14 protein-coding genes are annotated in these 15,383 nt (G+C 63.5%); 7 read left to right on the forward strand and 7 right to left on the reverse strand.

The window, feature by feature from the left end:
- The first annotated feature begins 47 nt into the window (after nucleotides 1-47).
- Genes EO094_RS14480 through EO094_RS14490 form a run of 3 tightly spaced genes read left to right on the forward strand, consistent with a single transcriptional unit; the run spans nucleotide 48 to nucleotide 2,759 of the window.
- Nucleotides 48-902, forward strand: a complete 855-nt coding sequence (locus EO094_RS14480) for an ABC transporter permease (RefSeq protein ID WP_128293553.1) — start codon at nucleotides 48-50, stop codon at nucleotides 900-902.
- Entirely contained in the window at nucleotides 899-1,690 is a 792-nt protein-coding gene (locus EO094_RS14485) for an ABC transporter permease (RefSeq protein WP_128293555.1), read from the forward strand. Before EO094_RS14480 ends, EO094_RS14485 begins: the two co-directional genes overlap by 4 nt.
- Before the next feature lies 1 nt (nucleotide 1,691).
- A complete protein-coding gene (locus EO094_RS14490; protein ID WP_128293557.1) occupies nucleotides 1,692-2,759 on the forward strand; it encodes an ABC transporter ATP-binding protein in 1,068 nt (355 codons plus the stop codon).
- A 44-nt stretch (nucleotides 2,760-2,803) separates the two neighbouring features.
- On the opposite strand, the gene EO094_RS14495 is transcribed toward EO094_RS14490, so the two are convergent.
- Nucleotides 2,804-4,198 carry a hypothetical protein gene (locus EO094_RS14495; protein WP_128293559.1) on the reverse strand — a complete coding sequence of 465 codons (1,395 nt, stop codon included), beginning with the start codon at nucleotides 4,196-4,198 and terminating at the stop codon, nucleotides 2,804-2,806.
- 223 nt (nucleotides 4,199-4,421) lie between these two features.
- On the opposite strand from EO094_RS14495, the gene EO094_RS14500 reads away from it, so the two are divergent.
- Complete coding sequence (locus EO094_RS14500) at nucleotides 4,422-5,381, forward strand: complex I NDUFA9 subunit family protein (RefSeq protein WP_128293561.1); 960 nt, start codon at nucleotides 4,422-4,424, stop codon at nucleotides 5,379-5,381.
- Between the two features lie 70 nt (nucleotides 5,382-5,451).
- Here the strand turns inward: EO094_RS14500 and EO094_RS14505 are convergent, their stop codons facing one another.
- The 6 genes from EO094_RS14505 to EO094_RS14530 form a co-directional block, all read right to left on the reverse strand.
- Nucleotides 5,452-6,897, reverse strand: a complete 1,446-nt coding sequence (locus EO094_RS14505; RefSeq protein ID WP_128293563.1) for an aldehyde dehydrogenase family protein — start codon at nucleotides 6,895-6,897, stop codon at nucleotides 5,452-5,454.
- A gap of 27 nt (nucleotides 6,898-6,924) precedes the next feature.
- Entirely contained in the window at nucleotides 6,925-8,094 is a 1,170-nt protein-coding gene (locus EO094_RS14510) for a M20 aminoacylase family protein (protein WP_128293566.1), read from the reverse strand.
- Complete coding sequence (locus tag EO094_RS14515) at nucleotides 8,095-8,937, reverse strand: ABC transporter permease (RefSeq protein ID WP_425455904.1); 843 nt, start codon at nucleotides 8,935-8,937, stop codon at nucleotides 8,095-8,097. It abuts the gene before it with no gap.
- Entirely contained in the window at nucleotides 8,934-9,647 is a 714-nt protein-coding gene (locus EO094_RS14520) for an ABC transporter permease (RefSeq protein ID WP_128293568.1), read from the reverse strand. The genes EO094_RS14515 and EO094_RS14520 overlap by 4 nt, the downstream gene beginning before the upstream one ends.
- A gap of 166 nt (nucleotides 9,648-9,813) precedes the next feature.
- Nucleotides 9,814-10,587, reverse strand: a complete 774-nt coding sequence (locus tag EO094_RS14525; protein WP_128293570.1) for a transporter substrate-binding domain-containing protein — start codon at nucleotides 10,585-10,587, stop codon at nucleotides 9,814-9,816.
- Between the two features lie 60 nt (nucleotides 10,588-10,647).
- On the reverse strand, nucleotides 10,648-11,451 hold the full coding sequence (locus EO094_RS14530) for an ABC transporter ATP-binding protein (RefSeq protein ID WP_128294272.1): 804 nt from the start codon (nucleotides 11,449-11,451) through the stop codon (nucleotides 10,648-10,650).
- Nucleotides 11,452-11,832: 381 nt separating this feature from the next.
- Between EO094_RS14530 and EO094_RS14535 the strand changes: the two genes are divergently transcribed.
- Genes EO094_RS14535 through EO094_RS14545 form a run of 3 tightly spaced genes read left to right on the forward strand, consistent with a single transcriptional unit; the run spans nucleotide 11,833 to nucleotide 15,332 of the window.
- Nucleotides 11,833-12,462, forward strand: coding sequence for a TetR family transcriptional regulator C-terminal domain-containing protein (locus EO094_RS14535; RefSeq protein ID WP_128294273.1), 630 nt, complete (start codon nucleotides 11,833-11,835; stop codon nucleotides 12,460-12,462).
- 45 nt (nucleotides 12,463-12,507) lie between these two features.
- The gene (locus tag EO094_RS14540; protein WP_128293573.1) at nucleotides 12,508-13,707 is read left to right on the forward strand and encodes a pyridoxal phosphate-dependent aminotransferase; all 1,200 of its coding nucleotides are present in this window, start codon (nucleotides 12,508-12,510) and stop codon (nucleotides 13,705-13,707) included.
- Entirely contained in the window at nucleotides 13,704-15,332 is a 1,629-nt protein-coding gene (locus tag EO094_RS14545; protein ID WP_425455905.1) for a 5-guanidino-2-oxopentanoate decarboxylase, read from the forward strand. The genes EO094_RS14540 and EO094_RS14545 overlap by 4 nt, the downstream gene beginning before the upstream one ends.
- The last annotated feature ends 51 nt before the right edge of the window (nucleotides 15,333-15,383 follow it).

The raw sequence follows: 15,383 nt of genomic DNA on the forward strand, positions 1-15,383 counted from the left end.
AATCCGGGTCAGTTGCCTTGCCTACGCGGAAGCGCCGATTTTCGGAGATGTTCGCTGAGTTGAGGCTCGGGGAAGCGATCGCCATCCTGCCGTTTCTGGCGTTTGCGATCATGTTTCTCATCCTGCCGACGCTGGGCCTGTTCGCGACAGCCTTTTCCGACGGGCAGGGCGGCGTGACGCTCGACAATATCGGCGCACTCTTCACGCCGCAGATCCTGCGTTCCTTCTCGATTTCGATCCGAGTGTCGTTCGCTTCATCAGCCCTTGGCTGCCTGATCGGGCTCGCGATCGCCCTTGCCGTCATCCGTGGGCGCCTGCCGCCGGTGATCCGCTCCACGCTTCTGACCTTTTCCGGCGTCGCCTCGAATTTCGCCGGTATCCCGCTGGCGTTCGCGTTTCTCGCAACGCTCGGCCGCGTGGGGCTTGTGACCATCATTTTGCGGGAGGTGTTCGGTCTCGACCTCTACCGCGCTGGGTTCAACATTCTCTCCTTCTGGGGCCTGACGCTCACCTATCTCTATTTCCAGATCCCCTTGATGATCCTCATCATCACGCCGGCGATCGATGGGTTGAAGCGGGAGTGGAGTGAAGCGGCGGAAACGCTCGGCGCCTCCACCTGGCAGTTCTGGCGTTATGTAGGGCTGCCGGTCTTGTGGCCGAACCTTCTCGGCACGCTCTCCTTGTTGTTCGCCAACGCGTTCGGAGCGATCGCGACGGCCTATGCGCTCACCGGTTCCTCGCTCAACATCGTCCCGATCCTGCTTTACGCGCAGATCCGAGGCGACGTGCTGCAGAACCAGCAGCTCGGGGCGGCTCTTGCCGTCGGCATGATCGCGATCACCGCTCTTGCCAACGTCGTCTATCTGGTCGTGCGCACCCGCGCTGAAAGGTGGCTCAAATGAGAGGCAATCGCTTCTGGTCGTGGGTCGTCTTCGGTCTGGGCGCGGCCTATTTCCTGCTACCGCTGCTTGCGACCTTCGAATTTTCGCTGAGCATCCGGCGCGACGAATATACGCTCGACGCTTATCGCAATGTCTTCGCCGATCCGGGCTTCCAGCAGACCTTCACCTATTCGCTGGTGATCGGCCTTTGCACCATCGTCGTCGGCATCGTCATCATCATGCCGGCCGCCTATTTCGTGCGGCTCAGGATGCCGCAGATCAGGCCGATCGTGGAATTCCTCACGCTGATGCCCCTGATCATACCGCCGATCATCCTCGTTTTCGGCTATATCCGGCTCTACAACTCGTCGTCTTTTCTGCCGCTCACCGGTTCGGTGATGGGCACCAATATCCTGCTGACGCTCGGCTATGTGGCGCTCGCCATGCCCTATATGTACCGGGCGATCGACACGGGTCTCAGGACCATCGACGTGCAGACCTTGACGGAGGCGGCGACCATTCTTGGCGCCAGCCGCCTCAGGATCCTGACACGGATCATCTTTCCGAATGTCATCACGGCCGTGTTGTCGGGTGCCTTCCTGACGCTCGCCATCGTCATGGGCGAGTTCGTCCTGGCGAGCCTGCTCAACCGTCCGGGCTTTGGCCCTTACATGCAGAATATCGGCGCCAACCGGGCCTACGAGCCCTCGGCGCTCGCAATCATTTCCTTCGTCTTCACCTGGAGCGCGATGGTCGCGATCCAGCTCCTCGCGCGCTTCGCCCCGAAGAGCAGCGCCAGAAAAGATTAATATGGCCGAAGAATTTCTCAATCTCGAAGCGATCACCAAGACCTTTGGCACCAATACGGTGATCAAGGACCTGGATCTCTCGTTCAACAGCGGCGAGTTTGTCTCGCTGCTCGGTCCGTCCGGATGCGGCAAAACGACGGTTCTGCGCATGATCGCGGGTTTCGAAAAACCCACGAAGGGCCGCATCTTTGCCGACGGGCGGGAGATCACCCACCTGAAGCCCTCGCAGCGAAATGTGGGAATGGTTTTCCAGTCTTACGCGCTTTTTCCGAATCTGAATGTGAGGGACAATATCGGCTTCGGGCTGAAGGTCGCCGGCGTGACGCGGGCGAAGGCGCGCGAGCGTGTGGCCGAGATGCTGGAGCTCATCGGTCTGCCGGATCTCGGCCGGCGCTATGCGTTCGAGCTGTCCGGCGGCCAGCAGCAGCGCGTGGCGCTTGCCCGCGCACTCGCGCCGAGCCCACGGATGTTGCTTCTCGACGAACCGCTCTCCGCACTCGATGCGAAAATCCGCGTGTCGCTGCGTGAGCAGATCCGCAACATTCAACGCGAGCTCGGCATCACCACGATCTTCGTGACCCATGATCAGGAGGAGGCACTGTCGATCTCCGACCGGATCGTGGTCATGAATTCCGGGCGCATCGAACAGGCCGGCGCGCCGTTCGAGGTCTACAATCGGCCTGCAACGCCTTTCGTCGCCAATTTCGTCGGCACGCTCAACCGCGTCGAGGCGCGGGTGAAAAACGCTGCTGCGCAGGAAGTGGCGATCGGTGAGCAATCCGTGGTGCTGAGAAAGCTCCCCGCGACTGTCCGTGACGGCGAGCCGATCGTGCTGGCGCTCCGCCCCGAGGCGCTCAACCTCGTCAACGGAGCCGATGACGGCATCTGCCTCAACGCCCGTGTCGAAGCGGTGAGCTTCCTCGGCTCGGTGATCCGCATCGGGGTCGCCGTCGGCGATACGCGTCTCCATGTCGATCTCTTCAACGACCGTCGCTCCGCTCCGCCGCAGCCGGGGGAGACGCTGCGGATCGGTTTCAAGGACGAGGACGTCATTTCCGTCACCGCGTGAGGTGCACCGATCGCCCGCACGGACCGTGCGCGCCAGGCGCTTGCTCACCAGAACGCGAGAAAGGCGACCCAGGCCGAGAGCGCGAGCCCCGTCACGACGACATAAAGGCCGTTCCAGACCAGCCCGACATAACGGGCGGTGACACTGCCGAAACCGCCCACGACGAGGGTGCTTGCGGTAAAGGGCGAACTTGCGGCCGCAAGGGCCCAGCCGGCGGTCATCGCCACGGCGATATCGCTTGGGTCGATCCCGACCTCTCTGGCTTCAGGAAGGAGCGGCGCGATCAGCGAGACGGCCAGGATCGGGTTCATGCCGAGCTGGCCGGCGGCCGGAATGATCCAGAGAAGCCCGATGAGAAGCAGCCAGCCCGGAAGCGAAGACAGATCGAAGCCGGCGCCGAGGACGAACGGGCTCAGAAGATGTCCCCCAAGGCCGCCAATGAAGCCGGCCATGGTGAGGAGGACGAGCTCGTTGCGGTAGCCGAGGAGCTGGCGTGTCACGAAGAGGCCGGTGCGCTCGCGCACGTGGCGTATCGGGGCATCATCCCTGTTCTGAAAGGCGATCCAGGCGAGCGAGATGATCGGCACAACCAGAATGACGGCGGCGGTCGCCCGCACGCCCGTGGCGAGATGAATGCCGCCGACGCTCACCCCGAGCACCACGAGAAGGACGGGAAGCGGCCAGATGCTGGTCCAGCTCAACTCCGTCACCACGGGCGTCGACGGTGAGGCCGAGACTTTGGGCTTGATGAGAGTGTCGAGAAGCCAGCCACCTACGGCCAGGATGAGAGAGCTGACGAGGCTCGGCCCCAGAATCTCCTTCCACGTCGTATCCGGCACGAACGAGATCGAGATCGCCGTGGCGAAGGCGAGCGGCGACCAGGTGAGGGCCGAGGCGAAGCCACGCTGAATGGCAAGCAGCATGCGGCGCAGGCGAATGGCGCGGATATGCGGGTTCTCTTCCCTGCGTGAGCTCTCCTCCGCAAGGGCTCCGAGGAGTGCGATCGAGCCATAATTGAGGACGAGTGTGAAGAGATGTCCGCCGGTTGTCAGCGCGAGATAACGCCGGCCCGGAGGCTGCTCGGCGAGAAGACGGCCGCATTCGATGACTGCCGGCGAACTCGTGGCGGCGTAGCGGAGCGCGGTCGTCGCAGTGAAGAACGCGGCGATGAAGGCCGTCGTTTTCAACGCCGATGCGGTGAGCGTCAGCCAGTCGGCCCGGGTTGCAAGCGCCACGGCGAAGAGGATGCATCCGACCGAAAGGAACACGGTCTGCATGCGACCCGTGCGGCGTGCCAAAAGAAGCACGGCAGGAATGACGGTGACGATCTCCACGCCGACCAGGATGCTCTCGCCCGACCATTGCGCCAGGAAGACGAAAAAGCATGTGGCGATCAGCAGCCAGCCGGCGAGACGGTCGGGAAGGGGGGAGGTGTTCATCGACAAAATTCTGCGGGCAATGAACCCACTTTAAGCTCCGACGGGGCGATGAACAGCCCACTCCACCGATCGATCAGCATCATCCGTCCAGACGAGCCCGGAAACCACCTATGCGGCCATTTGCAGGGAGGCCGTCATCGGATGTGGCAATTGCGCAGGGAGCAAAGTCCGTCATCAGCAGTTGTGCTCCCCAAAGACGAAGTTCGTGGCGGGGAGGTTCGACATGCCCGAAGATGGCACCTTTGCAGGCAAGGAAGCACCCGTCGTCGTTTTTGGCGGCGGCGGTTTTCTCGGGCACCGGATCTGCCGGCGCCTGCTGGAGAAGGGACGGAGCGTGCGGGCGGTCTCCCGCCATCCGAACAAGATCACCGATCTCCTCGGAAGGCCGTCTGGGCTCGCCGCCGTGGAAGGCGACATCGAGAGGCCGGAGGATGTGGCAAGGCTTGTCGAGGGCGCAGGTGCCGTCGTCAATGCCGTCAGCCTCTATGTGGAGCGGGGTGGCAAGACCTTCCGCAACATCCATGTGGAGGCGGCTGGCCAGCTTGCTGCGCTCGCGCACCGACACGGCGTACCGCTTCTCGTCCAGCTCTCTGGCGTGGGCGCTGATCCGAACTCTCCTTCCCGCTACATCGCGGCGCGGGGTGCAGGAGAGGTCGCGGTGCGCCGCGCCTTCGGAAACGCAGTCATCGTGCGGCCTGCCGTCATGTTCGGTCCGCAGGATGGCTTCATCTGCACGTTCTCCGATCTTCTGCGGAGATATCCCGTCTTTCCTCTCTTCGGGAGTGGAGAGACGCGGCTGCAGCCGACCTTCGTCGGAGATGTGGCCGAGGCGGTCGCCTGTATCGTGGTTGCGGGACCGGCCCCCGAGCCGCGCACCTACGAGTTGGGCGGCCCGCGCACATACACCTACCGCGAACTCGTCGGAATCGTGGCCGACGAGGTTGGTGTCCGTCGCTTGCTCGTTCCGTTGCCGATCGGCATTTGGAAAGGCCTGGCGGCAGCAGCCGAGCGACTGCCGAAGCCGCCGGTGACCTCCACCGAAGTGGAATTGATGGAGGCGCCCAATGTCGCGACCGAGGAGCCAGGGTTCGCAGCCTGGGGCGTGACACCGACTTCCGTTGAAGACTTCCTGCGGGAGCGGGAGGACAGAAAGGCGGCGCAGGCCCGGCATTCGGTCGAATAGCCGGCGGCAAACGCCGCGCGGCCGCAGTCGCAAAAAGGCTGCGGCCGGAGACTGATTCAATACAGTGGCCTCAAGACAGCATATCGCCAAACGCGACCGTCTTGATCTCGAGAAAATCGTCCAGACCAAAAATACCGCCTTCGCGGCCGTTGCCGGATTGCTTGTAGCCCCCGAAGGGGCTGCCCTGTGCAAAGGGGGCACGGTTGACGCGCACCATGCCTGCCCGCAGCTGCAGCGCGACGTGGCGGGCGCGCTCCGTGTCCTGGGTGCTGAGATAGGCGGCGAGGCCGTAGGGCGTGTCGTTGGCAAGGCGGATTGCCTCCGCCTCGTCTTTGAACGGCGTCATCGCAAGCACCGGTCCGAAGATTTCCTCGCGCCAGATGCGCATCTCGGGTGTGACATCGGCAAAGACGGTCGGTCGGGCATAATAGCCGCGATTGAAGCCGGCCGGCCGGCCCGTTCCGCCAGTGACGAGACGCGCGCCTTCCGCAATGCCGGCCCCGATCAGATCCTGCACCTTGTCGAACTGGGTCTGCGAGACGAGCGGGCCGATATGGTCGCCCTCCTCATGCGGATCGCCGACGGCGACCTTTTCCGCCGTCTCCTTGGCGATCGCGATCGCATCCTCGTAGACCGAGGCTTCGATGAGCATGCGTGTCGGCGCGTTGCAGGACTGGCCGGTGTTTTCCATGCAGAAGCGGACGCCGCCCTCGACCTGTGATGCGAGATCGCAATCGGAAAAGAGAATGTTCGGCGACTTACCGCCAAGTTCGAGCGTCACGCGCTTGACCGTGTCGGCGGCCGCCTTGGTGACTGCGGAGCCGGCTCGTGTCGATCCCGTGAACGACATCATGTCGACGTCGGGATGGGCGGACAGCGCCGCGCCGACACCCGGCCCGTCTCCATTGACGAGATTGAAGACGCCAGGCGGCACGCCTGCTGCGTCGATCATTTCGGCGAAGAGGAGCGAGGAGAGGGGTGCGATTTCCGACGGCTTCAACACCACCGTGCAACCGGTGAGAAGCGCGGGCACGACCTTGAGCGTCACCTGGTTCATCGGCCAGTTCCACGGCGTGATGAGCCCGCACACGCCGATCGGCTCCTTGATGATGCGTTCGCTCGGTGCATTGGCGCGCAGCGGCCGCTCCCATTCGATCTCGTGGATGGCTTTGAGAAACCCTTCGATGTGCCAGTCGCCGGCGCCGACCTGTTCGTCGCGTGAGAACGACATCGGTGCACCCATTTCGGTGCTGATCGCCTTGGCCATCTCGTCGGCGCCAGCCCGGTAGATCGTCAGAAGCCGTTCGATCACGGCGATGCGTTCGGTGACGTCTGTTGCGCTCCAGGTCGGGAAGGCGGCCCGCGCCGCCGCCACGGCCTTGTCGATATCGGCGGAACTTCCGAGCGAGATCTCGGCAATCTCGCTTTCGGTCGCCGGGTCGATGACGGGAAACGGGTTCGGCTCGGCCGGGGCTATCCAGCTGCCGTTGATGTAGAAATCGGTTTTTTTCGGCATTGAGATCTCGTCGGTGTGCGCTCGGGCTCAGGCCCGGCTCAGAAAGGCTTCGGCGAATTCCGTCCAGAAGGCGACGCCTGTCGCCAGAATATCATCGTTGAAGTCGAAGAACGGGTGATGCAGCGGCGGATCATCCGGCCCGCGCCCAGTCCCCAGAAAGAAATAGCTGCCCGGACAAGCCTTCAACATATAGGCAAAATCCTCCGAGCCCATAAAAGGACGGGCAAGGTCGGTGACATTCTCGGCACCCGCGAAACGGATCGCTTGGGCGCGGAGGAAGTCCGTTTCCGCCGGATCGTTGATGGTGGCGTCGTAGCTTCGGAGATAGTCGACGTTTGCGCGCGCGCCAAAACTCTCCGCCTGGCGCGTCGCGATCAGGCGGATCTTCTCTTCCAGAAGGTCGCGCGTCGCATCGTCGAAAGAGCGGACGCCGATGACGAGTTCCACGCTCTCAGGGATGATGTTGCTCGCCGAGCCGCCATGGATGGAGCCGACCGTGACGACGGCGGGATCGATCGGATGCGTGTTGCGGGCGACGATCGTCTGCAGGGTCATAACGATGGAAGAGGCAGCAACGATCGGATCGATCGTGTCCTCGGGATGCGCCCCATGGCCCCCGCGGCCTGTGACGACAATCCGAGCCTCGTCGACGGCCGCCATGATCGGCCCGTCTCTGAGTGCGAACTGCCCGAACGGAAGCTGCGGCTCGTTATGAAGCGCAAAGACGGCGTCGCAGGGAAAGAGCTCAAAGAGACCTTCGTCTACCATCATCTTGGCGCCGCCGAAATTCTCCTCCGCCGGCTGGAAAATGAGATGCACGGTGCCGTCGAAGTTTTTTCGCTCCGCGAGCCGCTTCGCCGCGCCGAGAAGCATGGCGGTGTGGCCGTCATGGCCGCAGGCGTGCATGCGATCGGGAATTTCGCTCTGGTAGGAAAGGCCGGTCTTTTCCTGGATCGGTAAGGCGTCGAAATCGGCGCGAAGGCCGACCGCGCGCTTGCCTGTGCCGTTCTTCAGCGTTGCGACGACGCCCGTCTTGGCAAGCCCGCGATGCACCTCGTAGCCGAGGGCCTGGAGTTTTTCGGCGACGTAGGCGGACGTCCATTCCTCTTCGAGGCCGAGCTCAGGGTGACGATGCAGCTCATGCCGCATGGCGACAATGTCGGGCAGATCGTTGCTGAGGTCAGGGGCGATACCCATTCACACTCCTCGGGTGGGGATGCGATTTTCGAGATGGCGGAAGCCGGCGACGAGGAGGCCGGTCAGGCAGAGATAGATGAAAGCCAGAAAGAGAAGTGGCTCGTAGATGATGTAGGTGTCCTGGCGCACGTCGCTGATGACCGCATAAAGGTCGATGACGGTGATCGTCGCCACCAGCGGCGTCGCCTTCAATTGCAGGACGATCTCGCCGTTCAAGGTCGGCAGAGCGCGCTGGATCGCGCGCGGCAGCCAGATACGGCGTAGCACGGTGAAGCGGCTCATGCCGTAAGCGCGGGCGGCTTCGAGCTCGCCTTTCGGCACGCCGGCAAGGGCCCCGCGCATCACCTCGCCCTCATAACCCGCAAAGGAGATGGTGAGTGAGGCGAGCGCGTAGGGCCACGCCTCGCGCAGATAAGGCCAGATGAAGGAGCCGCGGATCCACGGGATCTGCGGAAACAACGAGCCGAGCCCGTAATAGAGAAGCCAGAGCTGTAGGAGCAGGGGCGTACCGCGGATCACGGTGCAGAAGCCGCGGGCGGCCCATGCCAAAGGAGCGGGACCAGAGACTTGTGCGAGGCCGAGAGGCACCGCCATCGCAAAGCCGAGGATGCTGCTGCTGACGAGAAGGGCGAGCGTTACCCACAATCCGCCCAGCATTTCCGGCCAATAAAGCGGCAGCCAATCCCAGCGCATATTGAACGCCATGAGGGTGACCATGAGAGCGGCCAGCAGAAGCAGCACGATGCGGTGCGGCTTCAGCCAGTTTTCGCGCTTCGCCGCCTTCTCTTGCGGGTCGATGAGGTCGGCCATGGCGTGCACGGCATCCGCATTGTCCCCGCTCATGAGGAGAAACCAGGCATGCCGCGCCTTGCCCGTCGCTCGATGAGCGCGATGACGACATTGGAGACGAGGCTCACCATCAGATAGAGCAGCCCCGCGGCGCAGAAGAAGAGCATGTACTCCCGCGTTGCCCCGCCGGCCTGGCGTGTCGCGAGCGTCAGCTCCGTGAAGCCGACGACGGCGAGAAGGGCCGTGTCCTTGGTGGCGATCAGCCAGAGATTGGCAAGTCCCGGAATGGCGTGCGGAAGCATGGCGGGCAGAGTGATGCGGCGCACGAGCAGAAACGGCGGCATGCCGTAAGCGCGCGCGGTCTCGATCTGGCCGGCCGGTACGGCCTTGATGGCACCACGGAGCACCTCCGTCGAGTAGGCGCCCTGGACGAGGCCGATGACGGCGATGCCGGCCGCCATGCCCGAGACGTCGAGGCGCGCATAGCCAAGCGCTGCCATCAGACGGTTCAAGAGATCGGTGCCGGCGTAATAGACGAGGACGATGAGGACGAGTTCGGGAACGGCGCGGATAATCGTCGTGTAGGCTTCGAGGAGATCGCGCAGGATCGGCCCGCCGTAGAGCTTTCCGAAAGCGCCACCGACGCCGATCAGGAGCCCCACCAGATAGCCGCCGGCAGCGACTTCGAGCGAGGTCAGGAGTGCGCGCAGAAGAACGCCGCCCCAGCCGGGAGGTGAAAAAGCAAGAAGTTCTAAAGGACCCATTACATTACGGTTGGATGTGGCGCATCGATGCTGGCGCGGCCGCATGACCGCACCTGGCTTCTAGCAAGCGGCATGCCTTTTCAGGCGCCGAGCGACCTGCGTGGACAGAAGCCGGGCGGAAAAGGGGAGGGGCGGTTGCCCACTCCCCAAGCTGCGAGCGAGCCGCTCACTTTCCGTAGATGTCGAAGTCGAAATATTTCTCGGAGATCTTCTCGTAAGTGCCGTTCTCGCGGATCGCGGCAATTGCCTTGTTGAGCTTCTCCTTGAGCTCGGTGTCGCCTTGGCGGATGCCCACACCGACGCCCGGTCCGAGAATCTCCTTGTCGGGCTCGACCTCGCCCTTCATCTCGCAGCACGCCTTGCCGGAATCGGATTCCAGGAACGTTGCGAGCGCGAGGGAATCCGCCTGGACGGCATCGAGGCGGCCGGCCACGAGATCCTGGTTGGCCTCGTCCTGCGTCTGATAGGTTTTCACCTCGGCGTCGGGAAAATGCTTGCGGACGTAGTTTTCGTGGATGGTCGAGCGCTGCACGCCGAGAAGCTTGCCCGAAAGGCTCTCATTGGTGGGCTCGATCTCCACCTCCTTGAGGCCGATGATGGCCGTCGGTGTGTTGTAGTACTTGTCGCTGAAATCGATCACCTTGAGACGCTCTTCGGTGATCGACATGGAGCCGATGATCATGTCGATCTTGCCCGAGGTGAGGGCCGGAATGATGCCGTCCCACGCTGTCGGCACAATGGTGCAATCGAGCTTTGCCTCTTCGCACAGCGCATCCATGATTTCGATCTCCCATCCGGACCAATTGCCGGCGGCATCCGGAACCGTGAATGGCGGATAGGGTTCGGCGGCGATGCCGACCTTGGTCTCGGCGCTGGCAGCGCCCGCTCCAAGGACGACGACGGCCGCGGCTGCGGCGAGGCTTGTGAGGATACGGTGCATGAGGAGTTCCCTTCTTGCTTGGTGCGATGACGGCCGGCGTGAAGCGCCGGCACATCGCCGCTATTGAATTGATCCGATGAACTTTTGCAGACGCTCAGATTTTGGATTGTCGAAGATGGCTTCTGGCGGGCCTTCTTCTTCGATCTCGCCGTCCGCAAGAAAGATGATGTGACTGGCCACCTCACGGGCGAAGCTCATCTCGTGGGTGACGAGGACCATCGTGCGGCGCTCATGCGCGAGGTCGCGAATGACGGACAGGACTTCGCCGACGAGCTCCGGATCGAGCGCCGAGGTCGGTTCGTCGAAAAGCATCACCTCCGGCTGAATGGCGAGCGCGCGTGCGATCGCGGCACGCTGCTGCTGACCACCGGAGAGAAAGGCCGGGTAGACGTCTTCCTTGTCGCTGAGACCGACGCGATCGAGGAGAGTTCGGGCTCGCTCCACGGCTTCGCCTCTGGGGACGCCGAGAACGTGGACAGGCACTTCGATGACGTTGCCGAGAAGCGTCATGTGCTGCCAGAGATTGAAGCTCTGGAAGACCATGGCGAGACGCGTACGGATTCGCTGCACCTGGCGCCGGTCGGCGGGCATGAGGCCGCCATCGCCGTTGCTCTTCATGGCGATGGTTTCGCCGTGCACGCTGACGCTGCCTGCAGTCGGGTGCTCCAGCATGTTGATGCAGCGAAGAAGCGTCGATTTTCCCGATCCCGAGCCGCCGATGATGGCGATCACGTCGCCTTCGTGGGCCGTGAACGAAATCCCCTTCAGAACTTCGAGGCTGCCGAAGGATTTGTGCAGGTTTTCGACGCGGACGACTTCAGCACGCTCCGCGGATGGCGCTGCTGTCGTGCCCGATGCTGGCACGGCTTCCTGGATCACTGGCCTGTCCCCCAAACCGCATTCGAAGCGGGGATCAGATCTTCAAACCGGGGCGGCGTCAAACGCCGAAACCGCCGCGAGGCTCGTATGAGCACGTTCGAGAAGCCAGTGATTGGTCCATTCCTTTCATGAGAGATCGGAGTGTGTCCAGGCCGAAGCCGAGGGCCGAATTGATACACTTGCGCGATAGTTATGCAAGTGCATAAATGCGCTCATGGCCAAACGGGCGGCGGCGGATTCGCCGAAATCGACATGTATCGGACGGATAAAATTGCGCTCTTCACCCAGGGTGGGACGGCTCGCGACGGCGATAACGTGCCCGCCGGTGGCGAGGTCTCGGGGCCTTCCGGCAAACAGTCGGGCCCCATGACCCGGCGAAGCTTCAGGCGTGGGACGCAGGACGAGCGGCGCCATGCCTTGATCCAGGCGACGCTCGATCTCATCGCGGAAAAGGGCCTCAAGGGGATCACCGTGCGCGAGGTCGCAGCCCGCGCCGGCGTCACCAATGGCCTCATCCGGCATTATTTCTCCGGCAAGACCCAGCTGATCGAAGCGGCCTATCAATCCGTCATGGAGGGCATGACGGACGCCGCAAAAGCCGCGGTCGCCGACACCGAGGGCGACGCGAAAAGCCGGCTGCGCCACTTCATTGCCGCCAATTTGACGCCCCCGGTCGCCGATCCGCGCGCCTTGTCGCTCTGGGCCACGTTCATCAGCCTCATCCATGTCGATCCCGCCATGGCGGCAATTCACCGGGCCGGCTATCTGCAGTTTCGCCGCGAGCTGGAGGACCTCATTGCCTCCTTGTTCGCCGAAATCGGGCGCGAAGCGGAGACTGCGCAGCGCGTGCGCCTCGCGATCCAGATCAATGCCGTCATCGATGGACTTTGGGTCGAGCGCTGCCTGGCGGAAGACATGTTCGCCGAGGACGAATTGGTCGCTGCCGGTGTCGAAGCCGTCGAGGCGCTCCTCGGTCTCAGTCTCGCTCAGTCATGACTCCAGCAAGCCAGCCATAACGCCAAACAAGAAGGTAGAAACGACATGCGCTACGCCTCCATCACGGAGCGGCTCGCCGATCTCGGCTCGGGCAAATGGGCCGTCCACTTCCGCGCCCGGGCCATGGCGGCAGAAGGTGCCGAGGTTTTGGAGTTGACGATCGGAGAGCCTGACATCCCGCCGGAGAAGGAGCTCTTGGACGAATGCAGCCGCGCCATGCATGCCGGCCGCACGCGCTATTCGGCCGGGCGTGGCGATCCGGCGCTTCTCGACGTCCTGGCAGAGAAATACACAAGAAGGTCCGGGCGTACGGTCACGCCGGAAAATGTTCTGTGCTTTCCGGGCACCCAGACGGCGCTCTTCGCGGTGATGACTGGGCTCGTCGAAACAGGCGACGAGGTCCTTGTCGCCGATCCGCTCTACGCGACCTATGAGGGCGTCATCCGGGCGAACGGAGCTGAGCTGCGGTCGGTCCCGCTTTATGCGCGCAACCGCTTTCATCTTGATCCGGCGGATCTCGAAAAGGCGATCACGCCGCGCTGCCGGGTTCTCCTTCTCAACTCGCCGCACAATCCAACGGGTGCCGTTCTGAGCCGCGACGAGCTGAAAGCGATCGGCGAGGTCTGCCGCCGCCACGATCTCTGGATCGTCTCTGACGAGGTCTATGAGGAGCTCGTCTTCGAAGGAGCATTTGCCTCGCCCTTCGACATCCCCGAACTGGCAGAGCGCACCATTGCGCTTTCCTCGATTTCCAAATCGCATGCCGCGCCGGGCTTTCGCAGCGGCTGGGCCATCGGCCCGAAGGAATTCTGCTCTCGCCTTCTGCCCGTCTCCGAAACGATGCTTTTCGGCGGCCAGCCTTTTATCGCCGATATGACGGCCTATGCGTTGTCACGCCCGTCGCCCGCGGCAGCACGGATGCGCGAGGCGTATCACCGCCGGGCGCAATTCGTGACGACCTTCCTCGGGAATACGGCCGGTGCGCGCCCGATCATGCCGGAGGGTGGCATGTTCATTCTGCTCGACGTGCGCGACAGCGGCCTGACCGGCGAGGATTTTGCCTGGGGGCTCCTGGAGAGCGAAGGTGTGGCTGTCATGCCGGGGGCCTCGTTCGGCGAGGAAGCGCGCGGCTTCGTGCGTGTGAGCCTGACCGTGCCCGACGAGCGGATGGAAGAGGCCTGTGCGCGTATTGCCCGCTTTGCCGCGAATGCGGTGGCACCGAAAAGGGCAGGCGGTTGGGCATGAACGCTGGGATGACGCAAGACGCGATGGAAGCAAGCACGGGCGAGGCGATGATAACGCTTCTCGAAAAGTACGACGTTGATGTCGTCTTCGGCATTCCCGGTGTCCATACAGCCGAGCTCTACCGCGGACTTGCCGGCTCGAAGGTCCGGCACGTGACGCCGCGCCACGAGCAGGGCGCAGGCTTCATGGCGGATGGCTATGCCAGGGTCAGCGGCAAGCCCGGCGTCTGCCTCGTTATCACCGGGCCGGGCCTGACAAATACCATCACGGCGATGGCGCAGGCCCGAGCCGATTCCGTCCCGATGCTCGTGATTTCCGGCGTCGGCCGCCGTGGGTCGCTTGGTCATGGCCGCGGCGCATTGCACGAATTGCCGGATCAGCGGGCGATGATGGCAAGCTTCGCGCTCTTCTCCCACACGCTTCTGTCGGCCTCCGATCTTCCGGGCGTCATGGCGCGTGCTTTCGCGATCCTCAATTCCGGCCGGCCGGGACCGGTCCATATCGAGATTCCCGTCGATGTCATGCAGGAGAGGGTTGCGGCGCTTCCGGCTCGCGTGCCGGCCCTGCCGTCGCATCCGCATCCCGCGCGGGGCGATCTTGAAGCGGCTGCACGTCTCTTATCCGAGGCGCGGCGGCCGGCGATCATCGTGGGCGGAGGGGCAAGACGCGCCAACGACGACGTGACAGCGCTGGCGGGACGTCTCGACGCGCCGGTGGTGACGACGGCGAATGCGCGCGGGCTTCTCGCCGGCCACCCCTTGCGCGTGCCGGCAAGCCCGAGCCTCAAAGCCGTGCGCGCTTTCCTGGCCGAATGCGATGCGGTCCTGGCGCTCGGTACCGAGATGGGACCGACGGATTTCGATGTCTATGAGGACGGCGGCTTTCCCACTCTCAAAGGGCTCGTGCGTGTCGATATCGATGCGGGTCAGCTCGCTCGCGGGCCGCAGGCCGAGATGGCGATTCTCGCAGATGCGCGCGCCACTGCGGCCGAGCTGTGCGTCGCTCTCGGCGCGACAAAGATCGGCGACGAGCGAAACGGTCGTGACATGGCGTGCAGGCTCCGAGCGGCAGCCTTCGAAGAAATCGGGGATGCCTATCGGGGAGAGGTCGCGATCCTCGATACGATCCGCGAGACTTTGCCGGGCGCTCTTTTCGTCGGCGACAGCACGCAGCCCGTCTATGCCGGCAATCTTTATTGCGACATCGATACGCCCGCAGGCTGGTTCAATTCCGCAACCGGCTTCGGCGCTCTCGGCTATGGCGTGCCCGCCGCGATCGGCGCCGCGATCGCCGATCCTGAGCGGCTGGTCGTGGCGCTTCTGGGCGACGGCGGCCTGCAATTCTCGCTCGCCGAGCTCGGCTCCGCCATCGATGCCGGAACGCCCGTCATCTTCATCGTCTGGAACAATTTCGGCTTCCGCGAGATCGAGACGTTCATGATCGAGCGTGGCATCGCGCCGGAAGGGGTGAAGCCGACTCCGCCCGATTTTGACTCCGTCGCAAAGGCTTATGGCCTCGTCTTCGAACGCCCGTCGAAGCTTTCAGACCTGCCGGCATCGCTGCGGCGTGCCCGCGACAGCGGCCGTGCGGCCCTTATCGAGCTGCGCATGCCTTTCGACATGTAAGGGGCAGTGCCCGAGCGATCCGCTCGCTCGGGCACGCTCGTTCTTGTTGGT

This window comes from Afifella aestuarii (genome assembly GCF_004023665.1).
Taxonomy (GTDB): domain Bacteria; phylum Pseudomonadota; class Alphaproteobacteria; order Rhizobiales; family Afifellaceae; genus Afifella; species Afifella aestuarii.

Bases quoted from the DNA above. Each gene is read 5' to 3' on its own strand.
- EO094_RS14480 (WP_128293553.1), top strand. From the start codon at position 48: ATGTTCGCTGAGTTGAGGCTCGGGGAAGCGATCGCCATCCTGCCGTTT.
- EO094_RS14485 (WP_128293555.1), top strand. From the start codon at position 899: ATGAGAGGCAATCGCTTCTGGTCGTGGGTCGTCTTCGGTCTGGGCGCG.
- EO094_RS14490 (WP_128293557.1), top strand. From the start codon at position 1,692: ATGGCCGAAGAATTTCTCAATCTCGAAGCGATCACCAAGACCTTTGGC.
- EO094_RS14495 (WP_128293559.1), bottom strand. From the start codon at position 4,198: ATGAACACCTCCCCCCTTCCCGACCGTCTCGCCGGCTGGCTGCTGATC.
- EO094_RS14500 (WP_128293561.1), top strand. From the start codon at position 4,422: ATGCCCGAAGATGGCACCTTTGCAGGCAAGGAAGCACCCGTCGTCGTT.
- EO094_RS14505 (WP_128293563.1), bottom strand. From the start codon at position 6,897: ATGCCGAAAAAAACCGATTTCTACATCAACGGCAGCTGGATAGCCCCG.
- EO094_RS14510 (WP_128293566.1), bottom strand. From the start codon at position 8,094: ATGGGTATCGCCCCTGACCTCAGCAACGATCTGCCCGACATTGTCGCC.
- EO094_RS14515 (WP_425455904.1), bottom strand. From the start codon at position 8,937: ATGAGCGGGGACAATGCGGATGCCGTGCACGCCATGGCCGACCTCATC.
- EO094_RS14520 (WP_128293568.1), bottom strand. From the start codon at position 9,647: ATGGGTCCTTTAGAACTTCTTGCTTTTTCACCTCCCGGCTGGGGCGGC.
- EO094_RS14525 (WP_128293570.1), bottom strand. From the start codon at position 10,587: ATGCACCGTATCCTCACAAGCCTCGCCGCAGCCGCGGCCGTCGTCGTC.
- EO094_RS14535 (WP_128294273.1), top strand. From the start codon at position 11,833: ATGACCCGGCGAAGCTTCAGGCGTGGGACGCAGGACGAGCGGCGCCAT.
- EO094_RS14540 (WP_128293573.1), top strand. From the start codon at position 12,508: ATGCGCTACGCCTCCATCACGGAGCGGCTCGCCGATCTCGGCTCGGGC.
- EO094_RS14545 (WP_425455905.1), top strand. From the start codon at position 13,704: ATGAACGCTGGGATGACGCAAGACGCGATGGAAGCAAGCACGGGCGAG.